This window comes from Pseudomonas sp. FR229a, assembly GCF_030209115.1.
Lineage (GTDB): Bacteria > Pseudomonadota > Gammaproteobacteria > Pseudomonadales > Pseudomonadaceae > Aquipseudomonas > Aquipseudomonas moraviensis_A.
The window spans coordinates 39883-52054 of sequence record NZ_JARVSP010000024.1 but is presented as its reverse complement, the minus strand read 5'-3'; the positions used below and the strand labels follow the sequence as shown (position 1 = coordinate 52054).

At 62.0% G+C, this 12172-nt stretch carries 8 protein-coding genes; 6 read left to right on the top strand and 2 right to left on the bottom strand.

What is annotated here, in order from left to right; translation table 11 throughout:
- Positions 1-205: hypothetical protein (locus QRN33_RS20025; protein ID WP_285409673.1), on the top strand; the 205-nt coding region annotated here is incomplete at its 5' end.
- Here QRN33_RS20025 and pvdP read toward each other — a convergent pair.
- A complete protein-coding gene (gene pvdP, locus QRN33_RS20020) occupies positions 186-1811 on the bottom strand; it encodes a pyoverdine maturation tyrosinase PvdP (protein ID WP_285409671.1) in 1626 nt (541 codons plus the stop codon). The two genes, QRN33_RS20025 and pvdP, sit on opposite strands and share 20 nt — an antisense overlap.
- A 206-nt stretch (positions 1812-2017) precedes the next feature.
- On the opposite strand from pvdP, the gene pvdM reads away from it, so the two are divergent.
- The 5 genes from pvdM to QRN33_RS19995 all read left to right on the top strand — a co-directional run bounded on the left by pvdM (position 2018) and on the right by QRN33_RS19995 (position 9947).
- Positions 2018-3382, top strand: coding sequence for a pyoverdine-tailoring dipeptidase-like protein PvdM (pvdM, locus tag QRN33_RS20015; RefSeq protein ID WP_285409669.1), 1365 nt, complete (start codon positions 2018-2020; stop codon positions 3380-3382).
- On the top strand, positions 3379-4665 hold the full coding sequence (gene pvdN / locus QRN33_RS20010) for a pyoverdine-tailoring periplasmic protein PvdN (RefSeq protein ID WP_285409668.1): 1287 nt from the start codon (positions 3379-3381) through the stop codon (positions 4663-4665). The genes pvdM and pvdN overlap by 4 nt, the downstream gene beginning before the upstream one ends.
- A 37-nt stretch (positions 4666-4702) precedes the next feature.
- On the top strand, positions 4703-5590 hold the full coding sequence (gene pvdO / locus QRN33_RS20005; protein ID WP_285409667.1) for a dihydropyoverdine dehydrogenase: 888 nt from the start codon (positions 4703-4705) through the stop codon (positions 5588-5590).
- A 108-nt stretch (positions 5591-5698) separates the two neighbouring features.
- Entirely contained in the window at positions 5699-7348 is a 1650-nt protein-coding gene (locus QRN33_RS20000) for a cyclic peptide export ABC transporter (RefSeq protein WP_285409665.1), read from the top strand.
- Between the two features lie 115 nt (positions 7349-7463).
- Positions 7464-9947 carry a TonB-dependent siderophore receptor gene (locus QRN33_RS19995; RefSeq protein WP_173867339.1) on the top strand — a complete coding sequence of 828 codons (2484 nt, stop codon included), beginning with the start codon at positions 7464-7466 and terminating at the stop codon, positions 9945-9947.
- Between the two features lie 1212 nt (positions 9948-11159).
- On the opposite strand, the gene QRN33_RS19990 is transcribed toward QRN33_RS19995, so the two are convergent.
- Positions 11160-12116 (bottom strand): alpha/beta hydrolase, encoded by a 957-nt coding sequence (locus QRN33_RS19990; RefSeq protein WP_285409664.1) that lies wholly within the window; start codon positions 12114-12116, stop codon positions 11160-11162.
- Between the last annotated feature and the right edge of the window lie 56 nt (positions 12117-12172).

Genomic DNA, 12172 nt, shown 5'->3' with positions numbered 1-12172 from the left:
TTTTCGGTTACCTTTTTGGCGTTTGAAAAAGGTGACCCGCCGTAAGGGCGGAACCTTAAGCAGCCGTTACCGCAGCAATGGATATGTACTCACTCAAAAAGCCCCCCACCGCCTGAAAAAAAACTTGCGAGCAGGCTCACTCCTGCAAGGGATTGCGATCAATTCAGAGTATGTGTTGAACCGATCTAGAGCTGTCGGCCCTTGACCTTCAGATGCCGTGCATACCACGGTCGCCGGGGGACTTTGCGGAACAGTTCGGTCAAGTTGTCTTCGTCGCCGAAGGTGATGCGCAGCGCCAGTTTCATGGTTTCCGGGTCCATCTCCACCGAGCGCCCGACTTGCAGGCCGGGCACGGTACTGCAGCCGTGGGTGTCGGGGCCGAGCCAAGGGTCGGCGACTTCCACCCAGCGCCCCGGTGCAAACCACGGCACGCCATTGACTTGCAGACGGGTCACCTCACCCGGATGAAAGCGCTCGTGGGCGCGGAACCAGTCTTCCAGGCGATCATCGATCCAGCCGTGGAAACGCCAGAACACCGGGTTCACATGAGAGGAAAACGGGTCGCCGAGAAAGTCGTTTTCCGGTGCATACCAGCGCGCGGCGAAATCCGCCTGATCGCGTGCCATCGGCACCGGAATGTCGTTGGACGGATCACGCGCCACCGAAGCCCAGCGCATGTGCAGCCAGTCGTGCAGGCCCAGTTCAACTTCGGAACCGAACTGGCCAAGGGTCAACTTCGACAAGTAGCGCGGATCACGGTACTGCGATTCCCAGACCAGAAAATTGCTCTGGAAAGTCTCCGCCGCTTTGATGTCGCTGACCCATTTGGTGTATTCGTCATCGCCCTCGGCCAGCCAGGTCGGCGGCAGTGAGTTGCCGTCGTGATTGTCGAAATAACGGGCGAAGCCCTGTCGGTCACGTTCTAGCTCTGGCTGCGGCTGCGGGAACGCTGGCCACGACGGCAAATCCTGCATCGACCGGGCGATGCCGAGCATGTGCCGATGCATGAAGAAAAAGTCCACGCCGGAGCCGTTGCGATCCTTGCTCGGCCCACGGGCATCGCGCTCCTTGTCACGCGGCCCGGGCTGCCAGCCGATACCGCGCAGCGCTTCGCGCTTTTTCTCCGAGAGCTTGTGCCACTTGTCGCGGGTGGCGTGCCAGAGCTGATGGAACAACCGATGTTCGGGCGCCACCAGCCAGGCCAACATTTGCGGACTGAGCCCGGTGCGTTCGCGGGCTTCGGGAAAGCGTCGCTTGATGGCGATGAACTGATTGTCCAGCTCGGGCAACGCCAACGGCCGATCCAGGCGCAAGACCTGCCCGGTGAACGTGGCGCTGCCGGCATTGCCGAATGCCGCCCAGACTTCATCCAGTTTGACTTTGAATTCATACACCGGTGGCGCTAACGGCGCATCGGTGCGCAGCAGGCGCCAATACATCTCGGCGCCGTTGCCCGGCGCCAGATCACCGATCACTTGATAACGCGCAGGCCCCTCGGCACGCAGATTGGTCCCGGTGTCGAGATAACCGCGCAGCCCACGGCCACGGTGAGCGATGTCGAGAAACAGCTCCAGGCCTTGCGCCGGCAAGCCATCGAGCCCGGCCGCCGCACCGGTAAAGCGAATGTCCCAGACCCCGCGCAAATTGTCCGCCAGTTGTTGCCCGGCGGTATCGGCCAGATCGACCGTGGCCTCGCCCGGGGTGATCGGAAACTCCTCGCGAGTCAGTTCACGATGTGCATAAAAAGCGGCAGGCAGCGCGGCGCCCGTGAGTGCCATGCCCGCCATGAACCAGCGTCGAGAGATCGTCATTGCCCTACCTGTGTCAGCCATGAAGCAGGCTTTATCCAAGCTAGAACGTTTGCTCGACGGGGAAATTTACGCTGCCGGCAAAACATCGCGACGGCGGCGCCGGGCATTTGTAACGCCGCCTAAATTAGCCACCCGGCCACTCGTTCTTCCCAGATAGCAAAGGCCCCTGCGCCTGTACCTCGACGGCGAACCTGAATGAGATGGCAATGACAAAACCGCGTTGGAAAAAGGCTCTATTCATCGGCCTGCCACTGGCCCTGGCGATCAGCGCCGGCGCAGGATTTCTGGCCTGGGATTACTGGAACAACCCCGGCTACCCGGTGAAGGTGATGAAACAGGCGACCGAATTGCAGGATCGCCTGCTGTCGTTCGACAGCCACATCACCGTGCCGCTGAGTTTCGGCAGCCACGACCACGAAGCCGACAAGGATGGCTCGGGCCAGTTCGACCTGGTCAAGGCCAATCGCGGGCGCCTGTCCGGTGCGGCGCTGACGGTGTTCGGCTGGCCGGAAATGTGGAACGGCCCGAACGCCCCGCACCGCCCGACCGAGGGTTTTGTCGAAGAGGCGCGCAACCAGCAGGAAGTGCGCTACAAGATCATCTCCGGGATCGTTCGCGACTTCCCCAATCAGGCGGACATCGCCTACACGCCGGATGATTTCCGCCGGCTGCACGGCGAAGGCAAGTTTGCGATTTTCATCAGCATGCTCAACGCCTACCCGCTGGGCAACGACCTGAGCAAGCTCGACCTGTGGGCCGGGCGCGGCATGCGCATGTTCGGTTTCAGTTACATCGGCAACAACAGCTGGGCCGACTCGTCGCGACCGCTGCCGTTTTTCAATGACTCGCCCGACGCCCTCGACGGGCTCTCTGAGATCGGCAAACAAGCGGTGCAACGTTTGAACGATCTGGGCGTGATCATCGACGTTTCGCAGATGTCGACCAAAGCCCTTGAGCAAGTCGCCGGACTCAGCCGCACTCCGCTGGTGGCCTCGCACTCGGCGCCCCGGGCGGCCGTAGACATTCCGCGCAACCTCAGCGACAAAGAGCTGCAACTGATCAAGAACAGTGGCGGCGTGGTGCAGGTCGTCGCCTTCTCGCAGTACCTGAAACCGCTGACCCAAGGCACCCAGGACAAACTCAATGCGCTGCGTGCGCGCTTCGATCTGCCGCCGCTGCCCAATCTGGCCATGGCGCTGATGCCCGGCGATCCGATCATCACTGCCTGGTCGGAACAGAAGCTCGGCCAGTACGCCAGCGGCCTCTACGCGATCCTCGAAGAAGAACCGAAAGCCACTCTCAAGGATTTCGGCGACGCCATCGATTACACGGTGCGCAAGATCGGTATCGACCACGTCGGCATCGCTTCGGACTTCAACGATGGTGGCGGGATCAAAGGCTGGGAAAACGTCGGTGAAATTCGCAACGTCACCGCCGAACTGCTGCAGCGCGGCTACTCCGAAGCGGACATTGCCAAGCTCTGGGGCGGCAACTTCATGCGCGTCTGGGATCAGGTGCAGAAAGCCGCGAAACCGGCACTGGCGTCGCGCCAGGAGGTGGCCCGGCCATGACTGATCGCCGCACTTTTCTGAAACACGCCGGCCTGCTCGCCGCCGCCCTGCCCCTGGGCGCCAGCCTGACTGCGCCGGCGGCAATCGCTGCGCCGGCCGCTGCGCCGCGGGATAAATGGGCGCAGTTGCGTCAATTGTTCGATCAGGATCCCCAGGCGATTCACTTCGCCAATTTCCTCGTCACCTCGCACCCCAAACCGGTGCGCGAAGCCATCGAACGCCATCGCGCGGCGCTGGATCTGAATCCGGGTCTGGCGATGGATTGGGATCTGGGCGTCACCGAGAAACGCGAAGAAAACGTGCGCCACTGGGCCGGCCAGTACCTGCAAGCCAAACCGGGGCAGATCGCCCTGACCGGCAGCACCACCGAGGGCCTGGCGATGATCTACGGCAGCGTGCAGGTGCGCGCGGATCAGGAAATCCTCACCACGGTTCACGAGCATTACTCGACGCGCAACATCCTCGATTTCCGCAGCCGGCGCGACGGCACCCAGGTGCGCAAACTCAAGCTGTTCGACACCCCGCAGAGCATTTCTCTGGATCAGGTGCTCGACACGATCAACCGCAATATCCGCCCCGAGACCCGCGTGCTGGGCATGACCTGGGTGCATTCAGGCAGCGGTGTGAAGCTGCCGATCAGCGAGATCTCACATCTGGTCGACGAGCACAACCGTCAGCGCGACGACAAGGACAGGCTGATCTATGTGGTCGATGGCGTGCACGGTTTCGGCGTCGACGACCTGAGTTTCCCGCAGATGAACTGCGACTTTTTCATCGCCGGCACCCACAAGTGGATGTTCGGCCCGCGCGGCACCGGCATCGTCTGCAGCCGCACCGAAGAACTGAAATACGTCAGCCCCAGCGTGCCGACCTTCTCCGAGGCCACAGCCTTCTCGACCATCATGACCCCGGGCGGCTATCACGCCTTCGAGCATCGCTGGGCGCTGGACGAAGCCTTCAAGTTGCACCTGCAACTGGGCAAGGCCGAGGTGCAGACGCGCATTCATCAGCTCAACAGCTACCTCAAGCAACGCCTGCAGGAGCACCGCAACATCGAACTGGTGACCCCGCTCGATCCGCAGTTTTCCGCCGGTTTCACCTTCTTCCGGATCAAGGACCAGGACAGTGATGCAGTGGCTGCCTGGCTGATGCAGAACCGGGTGATCTGCGACGCGGTCAGCCGCGACGTCGGGCCGGTGATTCGTACCGCGCCGGGCTTGCTCAACAGCGAAGCCGAAGTGGATCGCTTCATGAACATCCTCGGCAACAAGCTGCGCGCCTGATCCTCGACTGCCGTTTTCCCTTTCAAAGAGACGACCCATGAAAAAGCCTCACGCGTCACTCCTCTCCAAAGCCCTGCCCGCACTGGCGCTGAGCGCCCTCTGCGGCGCACTGATGCCCGGCACTGCGCTGGCGGCGACCGCGCCCGCACCGGGCAAAGTGCTCAAGGACTGCAAGGACTGCCCGGAAATGGTCGTGCTGCCGACCGGCAGCTACACCATGGGCACGCCGGACGATGAAGTTGGCCGTCAGCCCGATGAAGGCCCGTTGCACACGGTGACCTTCAGCAAACCGTTCGCCATCAGCCGCTCGCAGGTGCTGGTGGGCGAATGGGACGCCTATGTCCGCGAGACCGGCAATAAGCCCTACGACTTCGATGACCGCCCTGGCCGCCGCTGCACCGCCGGCAAGCCCGAATTCAAACAGACGCCCCGCGACCCGGCGGTGTGCATGAACGTCGCTGAGGCTCAGGGCTACATCGACTGGCTGTCGAAGAAGACCGGCCACGCCTATCGCCTGCAAAGCGAATCGATCCGCGAATATGCCGCCCGGGGCGGCAGCACCGGGCCCTTCCCGTTCCCGTTCGACGAGGGCAAGGATTACCAGATCGCCAAACACGCCAACACCTACGGCGCGGCCGACGGCTACAACTTCACCTCGCCGGCCGGCACCTTCCCGGCCAACGCGTTTGGTGTGTTCGACGCCCACGGCAACGTCTACGAATGGACCGCCGACTGCTACCACCCGGACTACTCCGGCGTGCCCGCCGACGGTCGCCCGTGGACTCAGGAAAACTGCGAGCGCCAGGTCATGCGCGGCAACGACTGGGGCGAGGCGCCGATCTTCTCCCGCTCCGGCAACCGCAACAGCAGCTGGCCGACCAGCAAGGGCGACTGGCTGGGCTTTCGCGTAGTGCGCGACCTCTGACACTGCCCTCGACGAGCGCAGCCCGTCTGCGCTCGTTTAAAGAAACTCCGCGACCAATCGTTTTCCTTAAGTACCGGCACTCCCTCCGCATCGAAGCAGGAATCCTCCATGACCAAGCCTACGCGTGGGGCGATCAACGAATTGTTCGCCCTGCTCAAGCCCTTCCGCCTGATCGTTTCGGCGTCCATCGTGCTCGGCATGCTCGGCGGCCTGAGCGTCACCGTGCTGCTGGCGACCATCAACAACGCCCTGCACTCCGATGACGGCCTGACCCGCACTGTGGTGATGATCTTCGCCGGACTCTGTGCCCTCGCCCTGCTGACGACGATCCTCTCGGACATCGGCACCAACTATGTCGGCCAGCACATCATCGCCAAACTGCGCAAAGAGCTCGGGGAGAAAGTCCTCTCGGCGCCGATCGACCAGATCGAACGCTACCGCAGCCATCGCCTGATTCCGGTGCTGACCCACGACGTCGACACCATCAGCGACTTCGCCTTCGCCTTCGCGCCGCTGGCGATCTCGATGACCGTGACCCTTGGCTGCCTCGGCTATCTGGCCATGCTGTCGTGGCCGATGTTCCTGATGATGCTGGTCGCTATCGCCATCGGCACCACCATTCAGGCGATTGCGCGGGCCAAGGGCATGCGCGGTTTCTATGCCGCCCGCGACTCCGAAGACGAACTGCAGAAGCACTACAACGCGATCGCCGAAGGCGCCAAGGAACTGCGCATCCACCGCCCGCGCCGCCAGCGCATGTTCGTCGCCGGCATTCAGAAAACCGCGGAAAAGATCTGCGACACCCAGATCAAATCGATCAACACGTTTGTCATCGCCAAGTCGTTTGGCTCGATGCTGTTCTTCGTGGTCATCGGCATGGCTCTGGCCCTGCAATCGCTGTGGCCGAGCACCGACAAAGCGGTGATGAGCGGCTTTGTTCTGGTCCTGCTGTACATGAAGGGGCCGCTGGAACACCTGATCAGCACCCTGCCGATCATCAGCCGCGCGCAGATTGCCTTCCGCCGCATCGCCGAACTCAGCGAACAGTTCTCCTCGCCGGAGCCGCACCTGCTGCTGCAGGATCAGGGCAACAAGCCTGCCGCCGTCGAGAGCCTGGAACTGCGCAATGTGCGCTACGCCTTCCCGGCCGTGGAAGGCAGCGAACCGTTTCGCCTCGGCCCGGTAAACCTGCGCATCGAACAGGGCGACATCGTGTTCATCGTCGGTGAGAACGGCTGCGGCAAAACCACACTGATCAAATTGCTGCTGGGCCTGTATGCGCCGACCGAGGGCGAAATCCGCGTCAACGACAAGCCGATCACTGCGGTCAACCGCGATGATTACCGCCAGAACTTCACGACGATTTTCGCCGACTACTACCTGTTCGATGACCTGATTCAGGGCGATCGTGAAGTGCCGCAGGATGCCACCCGCTACCTCGAACGCCTGGAGATTGCGCACAAGGTCAGCGTGCGCGACGGCGCCTTCAGCACTACCGACCTGTCCACCGGCCAACGCAAACGCCTGGCACTGGTCAATGCCTGGCTCGAAGAGCGCCCGGTGCTGGTGTTCGACGAATGGGCCGCGGATCAGGATCCGACGTTCCGGCGGATCTTCTATACCGAGCTGCTGCCCGACCTCAAGCGCCTGGGCAAAACCATCATCGTGATTTCCCACGACGACCGTTACTTCGACGTCGCTGATCAGCTCGTGCGCATGGAGGCCGGCAAGGTCAAAAGCGAACTGCAACCCGCCTGATCGAGGCAGCCGCGAACGAACCGGAGAAAAAACTTTTCCGGTTTGCCGCGGCTTCCTCGTCTTAATGAGATGAATAAGAACCATTAACAACTATACCTGCCAAGGTCTTAACCTCATGTCCGCATCCCGTTTCATGCTTCGCCCTCTGACTCGAGCCCTGCTGATGCACGGCGCGACCCGCACTCGCCTGGCCGGTAGCGGCCTGGGTCTGGCACTGACCCTCGCGGCGGCGCCCTATGTCCAGGCCCAGGAATGGACCCTGAACATCCCTGCCCAACCGCTGGCCCAGGCCCTGCAGACCCTCGGTCAGCAAACCAGCCTGCAAATCGTCTACAGCCCGGAGAGCCTGCAAGGCCTGCGTTCCAGCGCCCTCAACGGCCGCTATCAGGACGACGAGTCGCTCAAGGCGATGCTCAGCGGCACCGGCATCCGTTATCAGCGTGACGGCAACACCGTCACCGTGCTCGGCCCGGCCACCAGCGGCAGTGCGATGGAACTGGCCCCGACCAACGTCAACGCCAACCGCCTCGGCGCCACCACCGAGGGCAGCAACTCCTACACCACCGGCGGCGTGACCATCGGCAAGGGCGTGCACTCGCTCAAGGAAACACCGCAGTCGGTCACGGTGATGACCCGCAAGATGCTCGACGACCAGAACCTCAACACCATCGAACAGGTGATGGAGAAGACCCCGGGCATCACCGTTTACGACTCGCCCATGGGCGGCAAGTATTTCTACTCGCGCGGTTTCCGCATGACCGGCCAGTACCAGTACGACGGCGTGCCGCTGGACATCGGCAGCAGCTACGTGCAGGCGGACAGCTTCAACAGCGACATGGCCATCTATGACCGCGTGGAAATCCTTCGCGGCGCGGCCGGCATGATGAAGGGCGCGGGCGGCACCGCCGGCGGCGTCAACTTCGTGCGCAAGCGCGGCCAGGACACCCCGCACACGCAGCTGTCGCTGTCGGCGGGCACCTGGGACAACTATCGCGGCCAGGTCGACACCGGCGGCCCGCTGAACGACGCCGGTACCGTGCGTGGTCGCGCCGTCGTCACCCAGCAGACCCGGCAGTATTTCTACGATGTGGCTGAACGCCGCGACCAGATCTACTACGGCGCGCTGGACTTCGATCTCAGCCCCGACACCACCCTCGGTCTGGGCATGGCCTATGAAGACGTCGACGCCACCCCGTGCTGGGGCGGCCTGCCGCGCTACGCCGACGGCTCCGACCTGCACCTGAAACGCTCCACTTGCCTGAACACCTCGTGGAACAACCAGCGCAGCAAACGCGCCACCTACTTCGCCGACGTCAAACACCAGTTCAACGACGACTGGTCGCTGAAAGTCGCCGGTGTCTACTCGCGCAACACCCAGGACATGGAATATTCCTTCCCGAGCGGCACCGTGCCATTGGGCGCCACCGCCACCAATACGCTGATGCTCGGCAGTACCTATGACTACGACCAGCGCGATTACGGTTTCGATGCCTACGTCGACGGCAAATTCGACGCTTTCGGCCAGCAGCACGAACTGATCGTCGGCGCCAACGCCAGCCGTTCGCACAAGGACGACTTCTACGCGGTGGCGGCATTGCCACAGCGTCAGAACGTGTTCAACCCGAACCACAACATCCCGCAGCCGGATGAAAGCTACTACCTGGCCAACGCCTCCCGTGGCGGCCCGGTGGACATGCACATCAAGCAATACGGCGCTTACTCGATCGCCCGCCTGAAACTCGCCGACCCGATGACACTGGTGCTCGGCAGCCGGGTCAGTTGGTACAAATCCGACACTGACTCGGTGCAGTACTTCCGCGGCGAAGGCACCGACGTCAACACCAAGTCCACCGAAACCGGCCAGGTCACGCCGTTCGCCGGCCTGCTCTACGACCTCAACGACAACCTGACCGCCTACGCCAGCTACACCGACATCTTCACCCCGCAAGGCTCGTACAAGACCATCGATGGCAGCACGCTCAAGCCGCTGATTGGCCAGAGCTACGAACTGGGGATCAAGGGTGAGTGGTTCGATGGTCGCTTGAACACCACGTTCAACCTGTTCCGCACCATTCAGAAAGATGCGGCCCAGGATGACCTGCGTTGCGAAGACAGTTCGTGCCAGATCAACTCGGGCAAGGTCCGCGCCCAGGGCTTTGAAGCTGAAGTCAGCGGTGAAGTGATCGAGCGCCTGCAATTGCTGGCCGGTTATACCTACACCCAGACCAAGGTGCTGGAAGATGCCGATGCGACTCAGGATGGCGCGGTCTACAACTCTTACGTGCCGCGTCACCTGTTGCGCGTATGGGGTGATTACGCCCTGAGCGGGCCGCTGGATCGGGTGACGATTGGTGCGGGTGTCAATGCGCAGACGGGCACCTACCGGGTTTCGCCTCTGGGCGGGGACAATGTCGATGGCGCGGGTTATGCGGTCTGGAACGGTCGCATTGGTTATCGGATTGATGACACCTGGTCGGTGGCGTTGAACGGCAACAACCTGTTTGACAAGCGTTATTACGCGACCATCGGGACCGAGGGGTTCGGTAACTTCTACGGCGAACCGCGGAATTTTGTGATGTCGGTGAAGGCTGATTTCTGATTGGTCTTAGTTGTGTGGAAGCCCCGCTTTGGCGGGGCTTTTTGTTTTTGGGGTTGGGGGCATATCCGTTGCTGCGGGTGCTGCCGCTGGCGGTTTCGCTCTTACAGCGACTCACTTTTCCAAACGCCGAAAAGTAAGCAAAAGGCTTTGCCCCGGCGTACGGCCCGCTCGCTGGGGCTCGGGGTACCTTCGTTACGGGACCGATCCGGGCGCAGCGGCTCCGGTTGGCTTCGCTGCACCTACACTCGCTGTGTACGACTGCGTCGTACGGTCGCTGCGCTCCCACGCCCGGATCGATCCCGTAACGAAGCCTGCCGAAGGGGCAAAAGATCAAAAGCCAGAGCAAAAGCAGAAGCAGAAGCAAAAGCCAGATCAAAAGCCCCTCACCCTAGCCCTCTCCCAGAGGGAGAGGGGACTAAAACGGGTTGTACATGCGAAGTACGGCGACCTGAGATACCGAGTCGAATGCAAATATGCAGAAATCAAAAGCCCCTCACCCTAACCCTCTCCCCGAGGGAGAGGGGACTAAACCGGGTTATACATGCGAAGTACGGCGACCTGAGATACCAAGTCGAATGCAAATATGCAGAAAATCAAAAGCCCCTCACCCTAACCCTCTCCCGGAGGGAGAGGGGACTAAACCGGGTTATACATGCGAAGTACGGCGACCTGAGATACCGAGTCGAATGCAAATATGCAGAAATCAAAAGCCCCTCACCCTAGCCCTCTCCCGGAGGGAGAGGGCTAGGGTGAGGTGTTTGGGCAAGGTACGCCGACGTGCGATACCGCGTCGAACACAGCTTTTGAAAAACCCAAAAATCGGCTCCCTCTCCCTCGGGAGAGGGCTGGGGTGAGGGGCGAATCCAACACAGATCCAAAGCACACCACACGCTTTTCACCACTCAACAATGAGCGTTAGCTCGAGTGCTCTTGATCTTGATCCACGGGCGACGTCGGAAGGCTGAGTGGAGGGATTGATCCGGGGGTGGGAGCGCAGCGACCGTTTGGCGCAGCCAAACACAGCGAGTGTAGGTGCAGCGGAGCAAACCGGAGCCGCTGCGCCAGGATCGATCCCGCAGCGAAGGGACCCGAGCCTGCGAGGGCCGAACGCAGGAGCAAGCCTTTTTGGTTACTTTTTCGGCGTTTGGAAAAAGTGACCCGCCGTAAGGGCGGAACCGTAATCAGCAACCCCCGCAGCAACGGATATGCACACTAAACCAGAACCCGCGCAAGCGCCCCACCAACCCGCGCATAAACCTCCAGAACCCCAGGCACCACCGCCCCCAACCGCAACAAATCATGAGTCAACCCGGCACAAACCTCGACCTCGACCTCAACCCCCTGCCCACGCAGCCTATCAACATAAGCCTGCCCCTCATCCAGCAACGGATCAACCCCGGCCAATACCACAATGGCCGGCGCCACCCCACGCAAATCCTCCGCCAGCAACGGCGAAAAACGCCAATCCAGATAATCCTCCGGCCCACGCGCGTAGTGCTGATAAAACCAGTCCAGCGTCTCGTTCTCCAGCAAATACCCCTCGCCAAACAACAGCCGCGAATCATGCACCCGAGAAGCGTCGGTCACCGGATAACACAACAACTGCGCCTTGGGTGCGATGGCCACCGTGTGCGGCTGCCGCACCGCCTGAATCGCCAGCACCGTCGCCAGCGTGGCGCCCGCGCTGTCGCCGCCAAAGGCTACCCGCGAACCATCCAGGCCGAGGCTCGCAGCCTGTTCGGCCAGCCACGCCAACGCGTCCTCGCCATCCTCCAGCGCCGTCGGAAAGCGATGCTCCGGCGCCAGCCGATAACCGACCGAGAGCACCGCACACGGCGTGCGCTGGCAAAACTCACGGCAGACACCGTCGTGGGAATCCAGACTGCCGACCACAAACCCGCCACCGTGGAAATACACCAGCACCGGCAGCGGTGAAGCAACAGCGTTAGGCCGATACAACCGCAACGCCAGCGCCGCGCCGTCCCGGGTCAGTGTTGTAATCTCGGTGACTTCAAGGTCTTGCGGCGCCGGCCAGCGCAGTTGCGCGGTGGTCTGTTCGAATGTGCCGCGGGCTTCGCTCGGGGTCAGTTGGTGCATGGCCGGCAGGCCGGCGTCCTGGCTGTCTTGAGCCAAGTCGAGAAACGCTTCCAGATCAGGGTGCAACGACATCGATAAGATCCTTTATCCGCAAAAAACCGGGCGCGCCTCGGCAGCGCCCGCACAAA

Bases quoted from the DNA above. Each gene is read 5' to 3' on its own strand.
- QRN33_RS20000 (WP_285409665.1), top strand. From the start codon at position 5,699: ATGACCAAGCCTACGCGTGGGGCGATCAACGAATTGTTCGCCCTGCTC.
- pvdO (WP_285409667.1), top strand. From the start codon at position 4,703: ATGAAAAAGCCTCACGCGTCACTCCTCTCCAAAGCCCTGCCCGCACTG.
- pvdN (WP_285409668.1), top strand. From the start codon at position 3,379: ATGACTGATCGCCGCACTTTTCTGAAACACGCCGGCCTGCTCGCCGCC.
- QRN33_RS19995 (WP_173867339.1), top strand. From the start codon at position 7,464: ATGTCCGCATCCCGTTTCATGCTTCGCCCTCTGACTCGAGCCCTGCTG.
- pvdP (WP_285409671.1), bottom strand. From the start codon at position 1,811: ATGACGATCTCTCGACGCTGGTTCATGGCGGGCATGGCACTCACGGGC.
- QRN33_RS19990 (WP_285409664.1), bottom strand. From the start codon at position 12,116: ATGTCGTTGCACCCTGATCTGGAAGCGTTTCTCGACTTGGCTCAAGAC.
- pvdM (WP_285409669.1), top strand. From the start codon at position 2,018: ATGACAAAACCGCGTTGGAAAAAGGCTCTATTCATCGGCCTGCCACTG.